The sequence below is a fragment of the Microbispora oryzae genome (assembly GCF_017896165.1).
In the GTDB taxonomy this organism is placed as follows: domain Bacteria; phylum Actinomycetota; class Actinomycetes; order Streptosporangiales; family Streptosporangiaceae; genus Microbispora; species Microbispora oryzae.
This window is the reverse complement of record NZ_JAFCNB010000001.1, coordinates 585,093-604,540: the sequence shown is the minus strand read 5'-3', so window position 1 is coordinate 604,540 and position 19,448 is coordinate 585,093. Positions and strand designations below refer to the sequence as shown.

The 19,448-nt window shown below is 72.6% G+C and carries 18 protein-coding genes; 11 read left to right on the top strand and 7 right to left on the bottom strand.

Features of this window, described 5'->3' with window-relative positions:
* Nucleotides 1–47: 47 nt before the first annotated feature.
* Complete coding sequence (locus JOL79_RS02780; RefSeq protein ID WP_210153982.1) at nt 48–197, bottom strand: hypothetical protein; 150 nt, start codon at nt 195–197, stop codon at nt 48–50.
* Here JOL79_RS02780 and JOL79_RS02775 point away from each other — a divergent pair.
* Nucleotides 187–621, top strand: a complete 435-nt coding sequence (locus JOL79_RS02775) for a hypothetical protein (protein WP_210153981.1) — start codon at nt 187–189, stop codon at nt 619–621. The two genes, JOL79_RS02780 and JOL79_RS02775, sit on opposite strands and share 11 nt — an antisense overlap.
* Before the next feature lie 686 nt (nt 622–1,307).
* Here JOL79_RS02775 and JOL79_RS02770 read toward each other — a convergent pair.
* Nucleotides 1,308–1,718, bottom strand: a complete 411-nt coding sequence (locus tag JOL79_RS02770) for a cupin domain-containing protein (RefSeq protein WP_210153980.1) — start codon at nt 1,716–1,718, stop codon at nt 1,308–1,310.
* Between the two features lie 125 nt (nt 1,719–1,843).
* Here JOL79_RS02770 and JOL79_RS02765 point away from each other — a divergent pair, with 125 nt between their 5' ends.
* The 10 genes from JOL79_RS02765 to JOL79_RS02720 all read left to right on the top strand — a co-directional run bounded on the left by JOL79_RS02765 (nt 1,844) and on the right by JOL79_RS02720 (nt 14,157).
* Entirely contained in the window at nt 1,844–2,773 is a 930-nt protein-coding gene (locus tag JOL79_RS02765) for a ribonuclease Z (RefSeq protein WP_210153979.1), read from the top strand.
* Between the two features lie 45 nt (nt 2,774–2,818).
* Nucleotides 2,819–3,349 carry a methylated-DNA--[protein]-cysteine S-methyltransferase gene (locus JOL79_RS02760; RefSeq protein ID WP_210153978.1) on the top strand — a complete coding sequence of 177 codons (531 nt, stop codon included), beginning with the start codon at nt 2,819–2,821 and terminating at the stop codon, nt 3,347–3,349.
* 26 nt (nt 3,350–3,375) lie between these two features.
* Nucleotides 3,376–4,299, top strand: a complete 924-nt coding sequence (miaA, locus tag JOL79_RS02755; RefSeq protein WP_210153977.1) for a tRNA (adenosine(37)-N6)-dimethylallyltransferase MiaA — start codon at nt 3,376–3,378, stop codon at nt 4,297–4,299.
* Between the two features lies 1 nt (nt 4,300).
* The gene (gene dapF / locus JOL79_RS02750) at nt 4,301–5,113 is read left to right on the top strand and encodes a diaminopimelate epimerase (protein WP_210153976.1); all 813 of its coding nucleotides are present in this window, start codon (nt 4,301–4,303) and stop codon (nt 5,111–5,113) included.
* Between the two features lie 146 nt (nt 5,114–5,259).
* Nucleotides 5,260–7,542: a tetratricopeptide repeat protein gene (locus JOL79_RS02745; protein ID WP_210153975.1), complete on the top strand. Its 2,283-nt coding sequence runs from the start codon at nt 5,260–5,262 to the stop codon at nt 7,540–7,542.
* 624 nt (nt 7,543–8,166) lie between these two features.
* Entirely contained in the window at nt 8,167–9,222 is a 1,056-nt protein-coding gene (locus JOL79_RS02740) for a quaternary amine ABC transporter ATP-binding protein (protein ID WP_307848272.1), read from the top strand.
* A 2-nt stretch (nt 9,223–9,224) separates the two neighbouring features.
* On the top strand, nt 9,225–11,150 hold the full coding sequence (locus tag JOL79_RS02735; protein ID WP_307848271.1) for an ABC transporter permease: 1,926 nt from the start codon (nt 9,225–9,227) through the stop codon (nt 11,148–11,150).
* Nucleotides 11,147–12,130 carry an ABC transporter substrate-binding protein gene (locus JOL79_RS02730; protein WP_210153973.1) on the top strand — a complete coding sequence of 328 codons (984 nt, stop codon included), beginning with the start codon at nt 11,147–11,149 and terminating at the stop codon, nt 12,128–12,130. Before JOL79_RS02735 ends, JOL79_RS02730 begins: the two co-directional genes overlap by 4 nt.
* 125 nt (nt 12,131–12,255) lie before the next feature.
* The gene (locus JOL79_RS02725; protein WP_230984026.1) at nt 12,256–13,212 is read left to right on the top strand and encodes an ABC transporter substrate-binding protein; all 957 of its coding nucleotides are present in this window, start codon (nt 12,256–12,258) and stop codon (nt 13,210–13,212) included.
* Between the two features lie 165 nt (nt 13,213–13,377).
* On the top strand, nt 13,378–14,157 hold the full coding sequence (locus JOL79_RS02720) for an HNH endonuclease family protein (protein WP_307848270.1): 780 nt from the start codon (nt 13,378–13,380) through the stop codon (nt 14,155–14,157).
* Between the two features lie 12 nt (nt 14,158–14,169).
* Here the strand turns inward: JOL79_RS02720 and JOL79_RS02715 are convergent, their stop codons facing one another.
* From JOL79_RS02715 to JOL79_RS02695, 5 genes are read right to left on the bottom strand one after another with little or no spacing between them, the layout of a single operon-like run.
* Nucleotides 14,170–14,397 carry a DUF2277 domain-containing protein gene (locus tag JOL79_RS02715; protein ID WP_210153972.1) on the bottom strand — a complete coding sequence of 76 codons (228 nt, stop codon included), beginning with the start codon at nt 14,395–14,397 and terminating at the stop codon, nt 14,170–14,172.
* Between the two features lie 47 nt (nt 14,398–14,444).
* Nucleotides 14,445–15,179: an IclR family transcriptional regulator gene (locus tag JOL79_RS35305; protein ID WP_210153971.1), complete on the bottom strand. Its 735-nt coding sequence runs from the start codon at nt 15,177–15,179 to the stop codon at nt 14,445–14,447.
* Nucleotides 15,176–16,453: a (Fe-S)-binding protein gene (locus JOL79_RS02705; RefSeq protein ID WP_210153970.1), complete on the bottom strand. Its 1,278-nt coding sequence runs from the start codon at nt 16,451–16,453 to the stop codon at nt 15,176–15,178. Before JOL79_RS02705 ends, JOL79_RS35305 begins: the two co-directional genes overlap by 4 nt.
* Entirely contained in the window at nt 16,453–17,877 is a 1,425-nt protein-coding gene (locus tag JOL79_RS02700) for an FAD-binding oxidoreductase (protein WP_210153969.1), read from the bottom strand. The genes JOL79_RS02705 and JOL79_RS02700 overlap by 1 nt, the downstream gene beginning before the upstream one ends.
* A gap of 57 nt (nt 17,878–17,934) precedes the next feature.
* Nucleotides 17,935–19,386 carry an FAD-linked oxidase C-terminal domain-containing protein gene (locus JOL79_RS02695; protein WP_210153968.1) on the bottom strand — a complete coding sequence of 484 codons (1,452 nt, stop codon included), beginning with the start codon at nt 19,384–19,386 and terminating at the stop codon, nt 17,935–17,937.
* Nucleotides 19,387–19,448: the final 62 nt, after the last annotated feature.

Below are 19,448 nucleotides of genomic sequence, written 5' to 3'. Positions count from 1 at the left end.
CCGCGTGCCCGGGTCCCACTCCGGAGCCGGCTCCTACGTGAGCCCGGTCAGTTGCCGGTGAGCCGGTCGAGCACCTGGTAGCAGTAGTCCCGGCGCAGGTCGTGGAAGCGCGCGCAGGGATCGCCCGAAGGGCCCGGCGGACCCTGCGGCTCCGCGGACGTTCGTCGCGGCGGGTCCGGTTTGGCCGTGGGCGTCACCCGAGCCCGATCCGCCTCCGCCGGGCGGTGCCGCGCCGTCGCCCGGCTCTCCGGTGATCCTGCGGTCGCGTGCGTCGACGGCGCCGACCGCGTCGACGGCGCCGACCGAGTCGACGGCGCCGACCGCGACTGTGACAACGGCGGCGGCGGCGATGACACGGTGTGCGGCCGGTTGTCCACGTCGCCTCGCCCGGTCCGGGCCGTGGCGGCGAGTGCCGGAGCCGCTGATGTGGAGGAGGCTGGCGTACGGGCGGCTGGTGCGGGCGCGGCGGGCGTAGGCACGGATGCCGTGGGAGGGGCGGTGGAGGGAGCGGCCGGAGCAGGGGCCGGGAGCGGCCCGTCCGCGAGGGCCGCCGCCGGGGGAGCCAGTCCCGGCTGGGAACGCGCGGGCTGGGCGCGCTCCCAGCCGGCGTGTTCGGGCTGAGCGTGTTGGGGCTGAGCGTGTTGGGGCTGAGCGTGTTCGGAAAGGGCGCGTTCGGGAAGGGCCGCGGTCGCGGGATCGGCGGCCGCGACGCCGAGGGGGCCCGCCGGCCGCACCGGCCGCCCGGCCGTCAGGTCATGGGCGCCGGCGCGGCAGGCCAGCACGATCCCGAGCCCGGCGATCGTCACAGTCGCGGTCACGCCCGCCGCCGCGAGCGCCGTACGGCCGCGGGCTCGATCCCGCGCGTGGGGGGAGATGTCCGGCAACGTGGTCACTCTTTCTGGAGACGGCCCGTCGCGCCGTTCGCCGGCGGCGCTACGTCTCGTTCAGTGTGCCGACGCGCCCACCGTCGCGGAGTCGCTTTCCGTGATCAGGTGCTAACAGGAACTCCAGCTCGTGCCGGACTGTCTGTCGCCCGGCGCCGGCGGCCGAGTCACTGACGTCGCCGGAATCGCCTGCGTACACTCATGGTTATGAGCGCCGAGCATGCGCATGAGGCGCGGAACGGCTGAATGTCACCCAGATCGCGACGCTCGACCGACGTGACATCGCGCTGATCCGGCCTCGGCCTGTGCCAACGTTCGCGCTTCTGCCGGAGGCACTTGGCTGATTTGCGGTTTCCACGCAGCGGCGGAGCGCGTGGCGGCCCTCTGGGACCTCCGAAGAGAGGTCCCGGACACCGACTGCCGTCATGGCTGGGTGACCCGCAGGTGTCGTCGTTCGGCCAGCTCCTCCGGGCCGACCACGGTCAGAACCGGTGTGCCCGGCGGCGCGAGCATGGTCACGACCAGCTGCGACTGCGCGTCCGGAAGGTTGTTGGCGCCCTGGTAGTGGATCACGTCGCCGCCGGGCTCGAACAGGGCGTCACCGGCCTTGATCACCCGGGGCGGCTGCCCCTCCAGCTCGAAGAGGATCTCGCCCTGGGTCACGTAGCCGAAGAGCGGCCCGGGGTGCCGGTGCGGCGGCGCGCCGGGGTCGCCGGGCGCCAGGGTGACCCGGATGGTCCTGGCCTCGGCGCCCGCCGGGATCCCGGCCGCCGCCTCCGGCAGGGAGGCGATCACCTCGACGCCCGGGGGCAGGTGCGACTGCTCAGCGTTCATGCGTTCCTCCAAAAAGCGAGTGTTCACACTGAGGACAAGACGACCTCCCCGGATGTGACAGCCCTCCGCGAAGAATCCACCCGGGGCCGTGAGCACCGGCCCGCGCGGGCGGTAGCTTGACGCGCATGGTCCGCGAACTCGTCGTCCTCGGCACATCGAGCGCGGTGCCGACCCGGCACCGCAACCACAACGGTTACCTGCTGCTGTGGGACGGCGAGGGGTTCCTGTTCGACCCCGGGGAGGGCACCCAGCGGCAGATGCTCCACGCGGGCGTCAGCGCCGCCGGCCTGACGTGGCTGTGCGTCACCCACTTCCACGGCGACCACTGCCTGGGTCTGCCGGGGGTGGTGCAGCGCATCGCGCACGACCGGGTGGCGCACGAGGTCCGCGCCGTCTTCCCCGCCGACGGCGCGGCGTACTGGGAGCGGCTGCGCCACGCCACCGCCTTCGGCGACACCTCCGTGATCACGCCGGTGCCGGTGTCCGGGGAGGTCGTACGGATGCCCGCCGGGCCGGTGAGGCTGACCGCGCGCCGGCTGTCCCACCGGATCGAGACGTACGGCTACCGCCTGGACGAGCCGGACGGGCGGCGCATGCTCCCCGCGGAGCTGGCCCGGCGGGGCATCCAGGGGCCCATGGTCGGCAGGCTGGCACGCGAGGGCGCGCTCACGCTCGGCGACGGCACCGTGGTGACGCTCGACGAGTGCAGCGCCCCCCGGCCCGGACAGTCCGCGGCCTTCGTCATGGACACCCGGCTGTGCGACGCGGTGTTCGAACTGGCCCGCGACACCGACCTGCTGGTGATCGAGTCGACCTTCCTGTCGGGTGAGGCGCGGCTCGCCGCCGAGTACGGGCATCTCACGGCCGAGCAGGCCGGTGAGGTGGCGGCGGCCTGCGGGGTCCGCCGGCTGGTGCTGGCGCACTTCTCCGAGCGGTACACGTTCGCCGACGAGCCCCGGTTCGCGGAGGAGGTCCGCAAGGCGTACGACGGCGACCTGGTCGTCGCCCGTGACCTCATGCGCGTCCCCGTGCCCGGGCGGGTGCCCGCGGGCTGACACGCTCGGGTCCCTCCGGGCCGCCGAGGGGTGAAGAATGGGGACATGGCGGAAACCGTGGCGTTCGCGAGCGTGCCGACGAGGATCGGGGACATCCTGGCCGCGGTCACCGAAGACGGGGTGGCGGCCACCATGTGGGGCGACGATCCGGACACCCGGGCGAGGATCGCCGACCGGCTCGGGCTGCCCGTCGCCGACGACCCGGCCCGTACGGCCGAAACCGTCGCCGAGCTGACCGCCTACTTCCGGGGCGAGCTGCGCGAGTTCGGCGTCGCCGTCGACTGGCGGATCATGACGGGGGCCCGGCGCGAGGTGCTCCGCACGCTCCACTCCACCGTCCCGTACGGGCGGGTTGTCACGTATGGCGAGCTGGCCGCGAGGAGCGGCGGCCGCGTCCCGGCGCGCGGGATCGGCTCGATCATGGGCGGCAACCCGATCCCGATCATCGTGCCCTGCCACCGGGTCGTGGCGAGCGACGGCCTCGGCGGTTTCAGCGGGGGCGAGGGCGTGGAGTCCAAGCGCTGGCTCCTGACGCACGAGGGATACCTCCCGCCCACTCTCGACTGGGACATGTGACCTCCCGGCGCTGGGAGACTGGACAGGTGGGACAGCTACCAGTGATCGCCGTCGTGGGCGCCACCGCGGCGGGCAAGTCCGACCTGGCCGTGGAGCTCGCGCTCCGGCTGGACGGCGAGGTGATCAACACCGATTCCATGCAGCTCTACCGCGGCATGGACATCGGGACGGCCAAGCTGTCCCCGGGTGAGCGCCGGGGCGTCCCGCATCACCTGCTCGACATCTGGCCGGTGACGCGGACGGCCAGCGTCGCGGAGTACCAGCGCCTGGCCCGTCCCCTCGTGGACGACCTGCGCGCCCGCGGCCGGGCCGCGATCCTGGCCGGGGGATCCGGGCTGTACGTGCGGGCCCTCCTCGACGACCTGGAGTTCCCCGGCACGGACCCGCGGATCCGCGAGCGCCTGGAGAAGGAGCTGGCCGACGCGGGCCCGGCGCCGCTGCACCTGCGTCTCAGCGGCCTCGACCCGGTGGCCGCGGAGAACATCCTGTCCAGCAACGGCCGCAGGATCGTCCGGGCGCTTGAGGTGATCGAGCTGACCGGCCGTCCCTTCTCCGCCACGATGCCGACGTACGACGCGATGGACGACAGCGTCCAGATCGGCGTCGGCGTCCCGCGGCCGGAGCTGGACCGGCGGATCGAGCTGCGCGTGGCCCGCATGTGGGAGGCGGGCCTGGTGGACGAGGTGCGCGCGCTCGCCGAGCAGGGCCTGGCCGACGGGCGGACGGCGAGCCGGGCGCTCGGCTACGCCCAGGTGCTGCGCTTCCTCGGCGGCGAGTGGACGGAGGAACAGGCCAGGGAGGAGACGGTCCGGGCCACCCGGAGGTTCGCCCGGCGGCAGGAGTCCTGGTTCCGCCGCGACCCCCGCGTGGTCTGGCTGCCGTTCGACGCCCCCGACCTGGCCGGGCGGGCGATCGCGGTGATCGAGGAGCATGACCCTAAACTTGGGTGACATGCGATTCGTCAAGGGCCACGGCACGGGCAACGACTTCGTCGTAGTCCCTGATCCCGATGCGCGACTGGACCTGTCCCCGCGGGATGTCGCCGTCCTGTGCGACCGCCGGGAGGGCATCGGCGCCGACGGCGTCCTGCGGGTCGTGCGGACCAAGCTCTGCCCCGAGGTGGACGCCCTGGCGGGGGAGGCGGAGTGGTTCATGGACTACCGCAACGCCGACGGCAGCGTCGCCGAGATGTGCGGCAACGGTGTGCGGGTCTTCGCCCGTTATCTCGTCGACGCGGGTCTCGCCGCGCCCGGCGAGTTCGGCGTCGCCACCCGTTCCGGCGTCAAGCGGGTACGGCTCGGCGCCGAGGGCGACGTCACCGTGGACATGGGCCGGCCGAAGGTGCTCGGCGACAGCGCGGCGGTCGTCTCAGGCCGCGCCTACCGGGGTCTCAACGTCAACATGGGCAACCCCCACCTCGCCTGCGTGATCGACGACCCGGTGGCCGGGCTCGATCTCACGACCGAGCCCGGCTACGACCGCGCGACCTATCCGGACGGCGTCAACGTCGAGCTGATCAACCTGATCGGCGACCGGACGGTCGCGATGCGCGTGCACGAGCGGGGGTCAGGGGAGACCCTGTCCTGCGGCACCGGCGCGGTCGCCACGGCCGTCGCCGCCGCCCGCGCGGCGGGGGAGACGGAGGGCGTCTGGGCCGTGCGCGTGCGGGGCGGCACGGTCACCGTCACCCTGGACGGCGGGACCAGCTGTCTGTCCGGGCCCGCCGTGCTGGTCGTCTCCGGCGAGTTCCCCGCCGTTCTCTGACGCCACGCCGGTCGCCGCCCTAGTCGCCGTCCCCGGGTGCCCCCGGGTGTCCCCGGAGCCACCTGGCACTCTCGCGGGCCCCGCCTTACCCGGCGCGGGCCCGCGCTGTTTGGGTCATGGTCGCGCAACTGGCAGACTGACTGCCCATGGACGTGGACATCTGGGCCTGGGTCGGCGGCACCCAGCGTGAACTGCACGAGGCGGGCAACACCGGGCTGGCCATGGCGGTGGGCGACGTGCCCGGGCAGACGCTTGAGGGCAGGTTCGCCCAGCTCGACGTCGTCGCGCCGGCCGTCGCGCAGAACGCCGAGGCCATGGGCCGGCCCTGGCTGGAGCTCTTCGCCCGCTACTGGCACCTGCTCGGGCGGGTGGGCGACCGGGCCAACGGCGCGGTCGCGATCGAGGACGCCGCCGCGCTGGCCGAGTTCGCCCGGCGGGCCGACGTCCAGGACTGTCCGTCCGCGCCCGCCGCGGTCGAGACGCTGGCGATGGCCCAGGCCAACACCGACGGCCCCGGCTACGCGAGCACCCGGCTGGCCGCGCTCGGCGCCGCCCTCGACGGCATCGGACCCGACTCGCTCGCCTTCTCCGGTCTCGCCACGCAGTACGTCCTCGCCCTGCTCGACGCCGGCCAGGCCGGAGAGGCCGTCACGTACGCCGAGGCGGCGGTGGAGCGGCTGCGCGGCGCCGAGCGTGAGGCGAGCTGGGAGCTGGGCGCGGCGTCCGCCCGCGCGCTGCTGGCCTCCGGCCGGACGGAGGACGCGCTTGCCGCCCTGGACGCTGCCACCGGGCTCAAGGCGGACGACCCGGTCGCGAAGGACCGCCGCGAGGCCCTGCTGAAGTCGCACGCCCTGATCATCCTCGGCCGCGCCGAGGAGGCGGTCGACGCGCTGCCCGACCTCGACGTGGTGGGCGATCACCCCCGCGAGTGGGTGGAGTGGGCGCGCACCGTCAGGCTGCTCACCGGCAGCGGCTCCATCGCCAACACCTGGCAGCTCGGCCGCATCCTGCGGCAGTGGATCGCCTACTTCGAGACGGTCGGCGGCCACCGCGCCCGGTTCGAGATCGCCCTGACCGCGGGTCACCTCGCCGTCGCCCGGCAGGGTCTGTGGCAGGCCCGCCTGCTCGCCGACTACGCCGAGGCCGTGCTCGCCGACCTCACCTCCACCGAGAGCCTGCCGGAGCGGGTCGCGGAGCTGCGGGCCGCCGTCGACGCCGCCCCCGAACTGCCGCCGCCGGGGCCGCGCGACGAGCTGGTCGCCTACTTCGACGCCGCCGACGGCCGGACCGCCGACCCCGAGCGCTGGGTGGGCTGGTTGTGGCCGCTGTCGGGCACCGACCTTGAGGCCACCCGCCGCCACACGACCACGCTCGGCTTCCTCGGCTTCCCGGAGGCCGGCGCCGACGTCTACTGGAAGACCATCGCCGAGGACGGCGACCCGTCGAACGCCGGCGACGAGGACGTCAACTACCTCACCGGCCTGCTCATCGAGGCCGGTCAGGACGAGCGGGTCGAGCGGCTCGCCGCCCGGCTGCCCGAGACGCGGTCCCACCTCGCGCTGGCCCGCCTCCACCGCGCCCGCGAGCGCTGGGAGGAGACGGCGGCCGAGGCCGAGGCCGCGGTTGCCGCGGAGCCGACCCTGGACGGCCGGCGGCTGTGGTCCGGAGCCGTCCAGCAGCTCGGCGACAACGCCAAGGCCGCCGAGATCCTCCGCCCGCTGCTCGACGGAGAGGAGGGCGAGGAGGAGGACGTCTGGCGGCTCATCGTCCTGTCGACGGCCGTCGAGGACTGGCCGACCGTCCGCGCCGCCGCCGCCAAGCTGGGCATGCCGGTGCAGCCGGGTGAGGGCCCCATCGAGGAGGAGTGGCACCTCGTGCGGGTCATCCTCCCGGCCCCCGACGGCAGCCGCCGTGAGGTCCTCGCCGTCCGGACCGGCCCGGCGACCGCCCGGCTGGCGATCCCGCAGCCGCGCGGCATCGACTACAACGCGGGCGACGTGGTCGTGATCGACCCCCGGCCGCTGGAGCCCGTCCCCGAGGACGAGGAGGAGCGGGAGAGCTTCGTCGTCCCGTTCGGCGCGGTGACGATGCTCAGGCCGGGCGGCTACACCAGCTGGTTCTTCGACGGCGCCGCGCCCTCCGAGGAGGAGTGGGCCGAGTTCAACGAGGTGCTCGCGGAGCGCGGCTGGCCGATGTGGGTCTACAGCGACGAGAACTACCGCGTCACCCATCCCGCCACCGGCGAGCAGCTGCCGGGGGTCTTCGGCTGGATCGCGCTCCCGCCGGCCGCGCGGCCGGCCGATCTCGACGCCGTGCTCGACGACGTCACCGAGCAGTGGTCCCACCCGCTCGCCTGGCTCGACCTGGCCCGCGAGGTCGGCATCGAGGCCGAGCGCCACGAGCGCATCTCCAAGGAGTACGGCCTGTGAGCCGCCCCTCCTGAGCCGCGCTGCCTGAGCCGCGCTGCCTAGGGCTCACTGGGGCTTTCGCCCACCTTCTCGATCGGCCCCGTCCTTCCCGGCGGGGCTGATCTGTCTCACCGGGGCCTTTCGGGCGCGGCCGGTGTGGCTCATCCCGTATGACGGGCCCCGGCCGTCCAGCATCCGGACAACGCCGAGGCGCCGCCGGGCGCGGGCGCCGATCCGGGCCCGGCGGCCGGTCGAGTCGCCGGCGTCGTACGCCGCCCGGCCGCACCCGTTCCCGCCTGCGCGGCGTCCGGCGGCGGTCGCCCGGTGGTCTCGTCCCGCACGTCCGGGTGGCGTACTAACGATCACCAGAAGTCCGTCAGGTTACAAAGATCACCAGACGGTCACGATATGGCCTTTAGGCGGTTTTTTCCCCCACAACTGGGCAGCGCGGCCCTAGCCTCATTGATGTTGTCAAGCAAGCCAAGTGTTGCGCCATACGCAACGCAGTGCGTGTGTGCCCAATGAGGAGTCGTTGGCCCCCCAGCTCTTCATCCACGGCGTTCGGGTCGCCTCCCGGCGTCGTGCTGCGGCGTTTCCGGGAGTCCACACGGCCTCACGGGCGACCGCCAAGTGAGGGGAATCAGCGTGGGCACAGCCGCGATCGAGGTTCGCGGGCTCTGGAAGATCTTCGGCCCCAAGGCGGAGAGGATCATCGACAGCCCCGACGCCGGTCTTGAGCCCGCGGAGCTCCGGGCGAAGACCGGCTGCACGGCCGCCGTCAGAAACGTGAGCTTCGAGGTGCGTCCCGGCGAGGTCTTCGTCGTGATGGGACTGTCCGGCAGCGGCAAGTCGACGCTCGTCCGATGCCTCACGCGGCTGATCGAGCCGACCGCCGGAGAGATCGCCATCGGCGGCCAGGACGTGCGGCGGATGTCGTCGTCCCAGCTGCGGGAGCTGCGCCGGCACCGAGTCAGCATGGTGTTCCAGCACTTCGGGCTGCTGCCGCACCGCCGGGTGGTCGACAACGTGGCGTACGGCCTGGAGATCCAGGGGATCGGCAGGGCCGAGCGGCACGAGAAGGCCCGCCGGATCCTCTCCCTGGTCGGGCTGCAGGGCCACGAGGACTCCTATCCCGAGCAGCTCTCGGGTGGCATGCAGCAGCGGGTCGGCCTCGCACGGGCCCTGGCGGTCGACCCCGAGGTGCTGCTGTTCGACGAGCCGTTCAGCGCGCTCGACCCGCTGATCAGGCGGGACATGCAGGCCGAGGTCATCCGCCTGCACCGCGAGGTCGGCAAGACCATGGTGTTCATCACCCACGACCTGTCCGAGGCGCTCAAACTGGGCGAGCGCATCGCGATCATGCGGGACGGGGAGATCGTGCAGGTCGGCTCCCCGGAGGAGCTGGTGGGCGCCCCCGCGAACGACTACGTCGCCGACTTCGTCCGCGACGTGCCCAAGTCGACCGTTCTGTCGCTGCGGTGGATCTGCCGCGCGCCCGAGCCGGGTGAGCCGCTGGACGGTCCCGAGCTGCCGGCCGACACCGTCATCCACGACGCGGTGCCCGCCGCCATGAGCTCCGCCCGGCCCATCAGGGTGGTCTCCGGCGGCGAGCTCGTCGGCGTCGTCGACCGGGTCGACCTGCTCGGCGCCGTCCGGCGCGACGGCGGTCCGGCCCTCACCGCGTCCGCGGGGGAGGCGTAGTGGTGTCCGCGCCCGTCCAGGCGGCTCCGCCCGTCTCCGCCCCGCCGCGCGCCCGCAGGCTCGTCCGGTGGGCACCCGTGGCGGTCGCCGTCGCCGCCTTCGTTGTGCTCTACGCGGCGTTCCGGAACACGGCCGTCCTGCCCCACGACGACGACGCCACGCTGTTCCACTGGCTCAACGACGCCCGCGACTGGGTGGACGAGAACCGCAACAGCAGCCCGATCTTCCTGTTCGTCGTCAACTACGTCCGCCTGTTCGTGGCCGAGCTCTACACGGGCCTCCAGGGGGCGCTGGACGCGCTCGGCTGGCCCGGGCTGATCGGCCTGATGGGGGGCCTCGGCTGGCTGGCCGGCGGCTGGCGCGTGGCGCTCGTCGCGCTCGCCGGCTTCGGCGGCATCGGCGTGCTGGGCAAGTGGGACGCGAGCGTCGACACGCTGGCCCTGGCCCTCACCGCGGTGCTGTTGTCGCTCCTGGCCGGCATCCCGCTCGGGGTCTGGACCGGTCGCTCCGACCGTGTCCGGCGGGTCGTGACGCCCGTGCTCGACGTCATGCAGATCATGCCGACCTTCTCGTACCTGTCGCCGATCATCCTGCTGTTCCTGATCGGGCCGGCGTCCGCGACCGTCGCCACGATGATCTACGCGATGCCCCCGGCCATCAGGATAACGGCGCTGGCCGTGCAGCGGGTGCCGGCGACCGTGGTCGAGGCGTCGGAGTCGCTCGGCGCCACGGGATGGCAGACGATGCGCAAGGTGCGGCTGCCGATGGCCCTCAACACGATCATGCTCGGGGTGAACCAGACCATCGCGGCGGCGCTGTCGATGGTCCCGCTGGTCGCGCTCATCGCCGCGCCCGGCCTCGGTGTCGACCTCATCCAGGCGCTGGCCCGGGTCAACGTCGGAGCGGCGCTGGTGCCCGGCCTCGCGATCGTGCTGATCGCCATCGTCCTCGACCGGATCAGCAGGGCCGCCGCCGCAGGCCGGGCCCGTTCCCGCAGGGTCAGGTGGAGCGGGTTCGCGGCCCTGACCGCGGCCGGCCTCGCGCTCACGCCGGCGCTCGCACCGGAGTTTCCCGAGCAGTGGGAGATCCAGATCGTCCGCCCGATCAACGACGTGGTCGACTGGATCGAGGCGCACTGGTACCCGGTCACCGGATTCCTCAACGACACCGTGGCGTACGGCCTGCTCAACCCGTTGCAGAACACGCTGACCAGCGCTCCCTGGTGGCTGGTCACGCTCGCCGTGCTCGCGCTCGCCTGGCGGGTGAGCGGCCCGCGGCCCGCCCTGGTCGCCGGGGCGTGCCTGGTGGGCGTCGCCGTGCTCGGCCTGTGGCAGCACGGCATGGAGACCCTCACGATCGTCCTGGTCGCCGCGCTGATCACGATCGCCGCCGGGCTGGTCCTGGGCGTCTGGGCGGCCCGCTCGGACCGCTTCGCGGCCGTCCTGCGGCCCTTCCTCGACGCGGCGCAGACGATGCCGTCGTTCTCCTACCTGCTGCCCGCCGTCGCGCTGTTCGCCAACGGGCGGTTCACCGCCATCGTGGCGTCGTTCGTCTACGCGGTGCCCGTGGTCGCCCGCCTGGTGGAGGACGGGCTGCGGGCGGTGCCGCCCACAGTCGTGGAGGCGGCCAGGTCGGCGGGCTCGACCGAACGGCAGCTGCTGTGGAAGGTGCGGCTGCCCATGGCCAGGAGCTCGCTGCTCCTCGCGGCCAACCAGGGCATCGTGATGACACTGGCGATGGTGGTGATCGGCGCCCTGGTGGGCGCGGGCGCCCTCGGATATGACGTCGTGGCCGGAATCTCCCAGCAGGAGGACTACGGCAAGGGCCTCGCGGCCGGAGTGGCCCTCGTCCTGCTCGGAATCATGCTGGACCGGATCACGCAGGGCGCCCACGGGCGCCGCAATCCCCACAAGAAGAGGAACGCATGAAGAAGATAAGTCTTGTCGCGGGTGTTCTCGTCCTTGGGCTGAGCGCCGCCGCGTGCGGCGGGGCCAAGGTCGAGGACGACGCCGCGAGCGCCCCGAGCGCGAACGCGGGTGGCGCCTCCGCCGCGGCGGCGCCCGCGGGCACGGTCAAGATGGCCATCAACGGCTGGGTGGGCTACGAGGCCAGCGCCGCCGTGGTGTCCTATCTCCTGCAGCACGAGCTCGGCTACACCGTGAAGAACGTGACGCTCGCCGAGGAGCCGTCCTGGCAGGGCATCGAGTCCGGCGACGTCGACGTCATCATCGAGAACTGGGGCCACGACGACCTCAAGAAGAAGTACATCGACGAGAAGAAGGTCGCCGTCGACGCCGGGCTGAACGGCAACAACGGCGTCATCGGGTGGTACGTCCCCGAGTGGATGACGCAGAAGTACCCGGACATCACCGACTGGAAGAACCTGAACAAGTACGCCGACCTGTTCAAGACCTCCGAGTCGGACGGCAAGGGCCAGGTGCTCGACGGCGACCCGTCCTTCGTCACCAACGACGAGGCCCTCGTCAAGAACCTGAAGCTCGACTACAAGGTCGTCTACGCGGGCAGCGAGGCGGCGCTGATCAAGGCCGCCAAGCAGGCGACCGAGCAGAAGAAGCCGCTGCTCATGTACTTCTACGAGCCGCAGTGGCTGTTCAACCAGCTCAAGCTGGTCAAGGTGAACCTGCCCGCCTACACCGCGGGCTGCGACGCCGACCCCAAGAAGGTCGCCTGCGACTACCCGCCGTACCCGCTGGACAAGATCGTGAGCAAGAAGTTCGCGGACACCGGCGGCAAGGGCTACGACCTGGTCAAGAACTTCCAGTGGACGAACGACGACCAGAACTCGGTGGCCGACGACATCACCAACAACGGCATGTCGGCCGAGGACGCCGCCAAGAAGTGGGTGGAGGCCAACACCGCCAAGTGGCAGGCCTGGATGCCGAAGTGATCCATCGGGTCGGGCGCGGTCTCGAACCGCGGCCGACCCGGGGGTCCCGTTGTGGAATACTCAGCCGGTGTCGGCGCGCCCCCCGCCGGTCGCACCGCCACCCGTTCGACATCAGATGAGGTCAGATGATGAGGGTCCGCCTCCTTGCCGGTGTGCTGGCGATCACCGCGGCGCTGACCGCCTGTAGCAGCGGCGGCGACGACTCGGGTCAGGCCACCGGGCAGAGCGCGGCGAAGGCCGGGACGGTCCACGTGGCCGTCAACCCCTGGGTGGGATACGAGGCGAGCTCCGCGGTCATCGCCTACCTGCTGGAGCACCAGATGGGCTACAAGGTCGATCTGGTGAAGCGGGACGAGGCCGACTCCTGGAAGGGCTTCGAGGACGGCTCGGTCGACGTCGTCCTGGAAAACTGGGCCCACCCGGAGCTGAAGAAGGAGTACATCGACCAGAAGAAGGTCGCCCTCACGGCGGGGGAGAACGGCAACAAGGGCGTCATCGGCTGGTACGTCCCGGAGTGGATGGTCGAGAAGTATCCCGACATCACCGACTACCGGAACCTGGCCAAGTACGAGACCCTGTTCAAGACCGACAAGAGCGGCGGCCTCGGGCAGTTCCTCGCCGGCGACCCGTCCTTCGTCACCAACGACGAGGCCCTGATCAAGAACCTGGGCCTGCCGTACAAGGTGGTCTACTCCGGCAGTGAGGACGCGCTGATCGCCGCGGCCCAGCAGGCGACCAAGAACAAGACGCCGCTGCTCATGTACTTCTACGAGCCCCAGTGGCTGTTCAATCAGCTCAAGCTCGTCAAGATCAACCTCCCGCCGTACGCCATCGGATGCGACACCGACCCGCGGCGGATCAAGTGCGACTACCCGCCGTACCTGCTCGACAAGATCGTCAGCACGAAGTTCGCGAAGGACGGCGGCCGGGCGTACGAGTTCATCAAGAACTTCGTGTGGACCAACGACGACCAGAACTCGGTGGCCTACGACATCGCGGTCAACAAGATGTCGGACGACGACGCCGCCAAGAAGTGGGTCGAGGCCAACAAGATCGTCTGGCAGGACTGGATCCCGGCCTGATCCGCCGTCGCTACCACGGGGCGACTGTAAGGGGCTATTTCAAGGGGCGATGCCGCACGGGCGGCACGCCCCTTTTGCTGTGACTTGCCGACTCGCGAGGCTTCTTTGCCATTACTTGGCACTTTGCTATACCTGAGGGGGATCTTTATTACCTGAGGGGTGACTGTGAGCGGGCGTGCTTCGCGGATGATCGTCGGCGTGTCGGTCGCCGTCGCCCTGCTCGCCGGGTGCGACCCGGCGGCGACCGGCCTGGACGCGGGCCAGACCGGTGACGGCGCCGTCAAGGGCGGGGCACAGGGCGGCGGCGACGGCGGCCGGGGGACCAGCCCCCTGGAGAACCCCGATGGCACCGGGCCGGGGCTGGCCGCGATCAGCTCCGACGGCGACCGGGCGGAGGCCCGCAAGCTGATCGACCGGGTGGAGACCAAGGGCCGGGGGCCCAAGACCGGCTACGACCGCGACGAGTTCGGGTACGCCTGGGCCGACAACGCCGACGGTGTCCCGTGGGCCCACAACGGCTGCGACACCCGCAACGACCTGCTCAAGAGGGACGGTCAGGACATCCAGTACCGCGACGGCTCCGACTGCGTGATCGTCTCCATGACCCTGTACGACCCGTACACGGGCAAGACGATCGACTGGACCAAGCAGAAGGCCGCCTCGGTGCAGATCGACCACGTCATGCCGCTCTCGTACGACTGGCAGATGGGCGCCTCCCGCTGGAGCGACGCCAAGCGCAAGCAGATCGCCAACGACCCGCTCAACCTGATCCCGGTCGACGGGCCGCAGAACTCCGCGAAGGGCGACTCCGGCCCGGCGACGTGGCTGCCGCCGCGCCGGGCGGTCCGCTGCTCCTACGCGGTGCGGTTCGCCCAGGTGGCGCTCAAGTACGACCTGCCCGTGACGACGGCCGACAAGACGGTGATGCTCGACCAGTGCGCCTGAGCCGGGCCGCGGTCAGGCGTCCGCGGGCGGACGGGAGCCCCGGACCTGCAGGGACGCCAGCAGGGCGGTGCTCGCCTCGGTGACCGCCGCCACGGCGCGCTCGAACGCCTCGGCGTTGTGCGCGGCGGGGGCGCGGAAGCCCGAGATCTTCCGGACGTACTGCAGGGCCGCGGCGTGGATGTCCTCGCCCGTCACCTCGTCGGTGAACGGCGGCCGCAGAGTCTTGATGCTTCTGCACATGGCTCCATCATGCTTCATCCGGACATGCTTCATCCGGACATGATTCGTCAGACGCGGAAGACGGCGGTCCCGAAGTCGTCGGCGATCTTGCGCAGGGTCGCGGCCAGCTCCTCCCGGTCGATCGCGCCGATGCGCTCGGCCGGTCCGGAGACCGACATCGCGGCGAAGGTCCGGTCGCGGTCGTGCACCGGGACGGCCATGCAGTGCACGCCGTTCTCCTCCTCGCCCAGGTCGAGGGCGTACCCGCGGGCGCGCACCCGGTCGAGCTCGGCCAGCATGTCGTCGATCACGGTGATCGTCCGGTCGGTACGGCGGGGCAGCCCGGTGCGCTCGAACACGGCGGCGGCGTCGGCCCGCTCGGCCAGCAGCACCTTGCCGACGGCCGTGCTGTGCGGCAGCACCCGGCGGCCCACCTCGGCGAACATCCGCAGCCGGCGCGGCGAGGGCACCTGGGCGACGTACACCACGAAGTCGCCCTCCAGCACGGCCAGGTTGGCGGTCTCGCCCGACAGCTCGACCAGCCGCGCCAGATAGGGCTCCGCCCACACGGCGAGCATGCGCTCGGCCACGCCGCCGATCCGCACCAGCGCGCCGCCGAGGGCGTACCTGCGGTCGGACTCCTGGCGCACGTAGCCGCGGGCCAGCAGGGTCTGGAGCAGCCGGTGGATGGTCCCGTACGGCAGGCCCGTCCTGGCCGCGATCTCCGACAGACCGGCCTGGCCGCCGCGCTCCGACAGGGCCTCGAGCACGTCGAGGGCCCGGTCGACGCTCTGCACGCTCACACGGCCCTCGCCTTCGCCCGCCCCGTCCGTGGGGCCCGTCCGAGCGCCCCGGGATCGAGGCCGCGCAGGGAGGCGTCGAGCACCTCCGCGGTGTGCGCGACCCGGATCTCGCCCTTGCCCGCCCTCCGTACGGCGGCGGCGATCTGCATGGTGCACCCGGGGTTGGCCGAGACCAGCAGGTCGGCCCCGGTGGCGAGCACCCGTTCGGCCTTGCGATCGCCCAGCTCCCTGGCCGGTTCCGGCCGGAACAGGTTGTAGGTGCCCGCCGACCCGCAGCAGATCGCCGACTCGGCGATCTCCCGCAGCTCCAGGCCGGGCACACCGCGCAGCAGCTCGCGCGGCTCGGCGCGGATTCCCTGGGCGTGGGCGAGGTGGCAGGCGTCGTGATAGGCGACGGACACGGGGAGCGGGTGCCGCTCGGCCACCGGGCCGAGACGCACGAGGAACTCGGCCAGGTCGAGCGTACGCAGGCGTTCCGCCCGCTCACGCCACGCGGGGTCGGCGGCCAGCAGGTCGGCGTACTCCTTCATGCTCGACCCGCAGCCGGCCGCGTTGACCACGACCGCGTCCACACCGGCCCGCTCGAACGCGGCGATCGTGCGGCGGGCGAACCGCCTCGCCTCCTCCGGCCGCCCGGAGTGAACCGACAGCGCCCCGCAGCACCCCTGGCGCGGCGGGATGACGACGTCGCAGCCCTCCAGCGCGAGCACCCGCGCGGTCGCCGCGTTGACCTGCGGGAAGAACTCGCCCTGCACACATCCGGTGAGCAGGCCCACCCGCGCCCTCGCCCGGCGGCGCGCCCGCACCAGGGGAGGGAGCCGCACGGGCCGGGCCGCCGGGGGCGCGAGCTCCGCCATGGCGCCGAGCGAGGGATTCACCCGTTCGAGGAACGGCTGGAGCCGCTTGCTCATGGCCATGGGCAGCCGCATCGCACGCAGCCGGCGACGGTAGGGGAACAGCGCGAAGACCATCGCGCGGACCGCCCGCTCGTCGGGCGTCCGCTCGTGCTCGCGCTCGACGACCGCCCGCGTCTCCTCGATCAGCCGGTCGTACCGCACCCCGGAGGGGCAGGCGGTGACGCAGGCCATGCAGCCGAGGCAGGCGTCGAAGTGGCCCGCCATCTCGCCGGTCATGGGCGTGCCGCCGACGTGCTGGCCCATCAGGTGGATCCGGCCGCGGGGGGAGTCCATCTCCTCGCCCCACAGCACGTACGTGGGACAGGTCGTCAGGCAGAAGCCGCAGTGTACGCAGTCTTTGATCAGCTCGGGGTCCATCAGGTCCCTCCCACGGACCGGCCGGGGGACATCCGGCCATCGGGGTCGAAACGCTCCTTGATCCGCCGCATCAGCGTGAGCGCGCCGACCCGGCCCCACCGGCCGGCCCGGCGGGCGACCTCCTCGGGCGCGGCGACGACCAGCAGCCGCCCGCCGCCGTCCTCCGCCTCCGCGCGGAGGCGAGCGACGAACCGGGCCGCCGCGCCGGCGTCCGTGCCGCCGTCCGTCCCGCGGTCTGTGCCCGCGTCCGTTCCGGCGTCGGTTCCGGCGTCGGTTCCGGGGACTGTGCCCGCGTCGGTCCCGGCGTGCAGCGCGATGTGTAGCACCCCGGACGCGGCGGCTCCCCGGACGGCGGCGCGGACGCCGAGGTCTCCGGCGGCCCGCCGCACCTCCGCGAGGACGCCGGGCACCCGCGGCGGAGTGATCCTGAGCTCCAGCAACACCTCGTCCTCCCGGCCACGGGACTCCGGCGCCTCGCCCTTCTGGGCGGCGGGCGGCTCCGGCAGGCGGCCCCACCACGGGGGCGGCGTGGGCCGCAGATCGGAGTCCGGGCCCAGCAGCCCGCGCACGGCCGCCGCCCGCGTGTCCGCCGCGGTCCCCTCCAGGAGGACGGCCATGACACACGGCCCGTCCGGGTCCGGCCAGTCGAGCTCCACCGCGCTCGGCTCCGCCTGCGAGCCCGACACGGCGGCCAGCGCCGCGCCCAGGCCGGCGGCCCGGTCCGCGTCTCCGAGAGGCCCGGGAGGCTCGAACCCGGCGGTGACCCAGGCCCTGTCGGCGGGCAGCGGATGAAGCCGGAACGTGGCGTCCACGACGACGCCGAGCGTGCCGTACGAACCGGTGAAAAGCTTGCCGACGTCGTAGCCGGCGACGTTCTTGACCACCTTGCCGCCCGACCGGGCGACGGTCCCGTCGGGCAGCACGACCGTGATGCCGATCAGCAGATCGCGGGCCGTGCCGTACCTGAACCTGCGCGGCCCCGCGAGCGCCGTCGCGACCAGGCCGCCGACGGTGGTGCCGGGGACGGGGACGTCCAGGGCCAGCTCCTGGCCCGCCGCGGCCAGCGCCTCGCGCAGCGCCTCCAGCGTCAGCCCGGCCTGCGCCCGGACCACCAGATCGCCCGCCACGTGCTCGATCACCGCGTTGAGGCAGCACGTGTCGAGCAGGATGTCGCAGCGCGAGGGCGGGGCGCCCCAGTGCAGCTTCGTCCCGCCTCCCGCCGGGACGACGGCGAGGTCGTGCTCGGCGCTCACCCGCATGACGGCCGCGATCTCCCCGGCCGTCTCCGGGAGGACGACCCACCGGGGCCGCACGCGTCCCACCGCGTCGCCGGGTACGGCGGGGCGCACCGTCACCCCGGTCGCGGCCAGCGCCTTGCCCGCCCGCTCGTCCCGGCCGGCGTCCTCGACCGCCCGCGTTCCCATCAGAGCGTTCCCATCAGAGCGTTCCCATCAGCGCGTTTCCCATCAGCGCGTTTCCCATCAGAACTGCTCCGCCAGCCCGGCCTCGACCAGCGGGTGGACCCCCCTGCGCACGCCGGGGACCTCCCCGCACAGGCGGGGCGTCGGGAAGACCTTGCCCGGGTTGGACAGCCCGCGCGGATCGAAGGCGCAGCGGACGAGCTGCATCGCGTCGAGGTCGTCGGCGCTGAACATGCGGGGCATGTAGCGCGACTTGTCGACCCCCACGCCGTGCTCCCCGGTGATGGAGCCCCCGTGCTCGATGCACAGGTCGAGGATCAGCCCGCTGACCGCCTCGGCGCGCTCCTCCTCTCCGGGGACGGCGTCGTCGAACAGCACGAGCGGGTGCAGGTTGCCGTCGCCGGCGTGGAACACGTTGGCCACCCTGATGCCGTACTCCTCCTGGAGCCGGTCGATCCCGGCGAGCACCCCGGGCAGGGCCGTGCGCGGCACCACGCCGTCCTGCACGATGTACGCCGGGCTGATCCGGCCCACCGCGGCGAAGGCGGACTTGCGGCCCTTCCAGATCGCGGCACGCTCCTCGGCGGACGCCGCGATCCTGATCTCGAAGGCGCCGCTCTCCCGGCAGAGCCGCTCGACCTCGGCGAACTCGCGGTCGACCGCCGCCTTTGGCCCGTCGAGCTCCACCACAAGCACCGCTCCCGCGCCCTCGGGGTATTCACAGCGGACGGCCGCCTCGGCGGCCTCGATCGCCAGGGCGTCCATCATCTCGATCGCCGCCGGCACGACGCCCGCGGCGATGACGGCGGAGACGGCCCGCCCACCGGCCTCGATGCCGGTGAAGGCGGCCAGCAGCGTCGTGACGGCCTCCGGCGCCCGCGACAGCCGTACGGTGATCTTCGTGGCGATGCCGAGCGTGCCCTCCGAGCCGATGAACGCGCCCAGCAGGTCGTAGCCGGCGTCCTGCTCGGACAGCTCGACGATCTCGCCGTCCGGTGTGACGATCTCCACCGCGAGCACGTGGTTGACGGTGAAGCCGTACTTCAGGCAGTGGGCCCCGCCCGAGTTCTCCGCCACGTTGCCGCCGATGGAGCAGATCTGCTGGCTGGAGGGGTCGGGCGCGTAGTAAAGCCCCTGGTCGCGGACGGCCTCGGTGATGGCGAGGTTGGTCACGCCGGGCTCGACCACCGCCCGCCGGCCGGGGACGTCGACCTCCAGGATCCGCCGCATCCGCGAGGTGACGATCAGGACGCCGTCGGTCCTGGGCAGCGCGCCGCCGGACAGGCCGGTCCCCGAGCCTCTCGCCACGAACGGCACGCCGTGCTCCGCGCACAGGCCGACCACCGCGGCGACCTGTTCCGCCGAGTCGGGCAGGACGACCACGCCCGGCGTGGCGCGGTGGACGGTCAGCCCGTCGCACTCGTACGTGCGGAGCCGGACCGGGTCGGTGATCAGCGCGTCCGGCGGGAGCGCGTCGCGCAGCCGCGCGGTCAGCGATTCGAGGGCGGACATGGGCTCATCGCTCCTCCCCGCTCCCGGCGGGCGAACCCACCAGGAAGCGACATCTCCCCTCG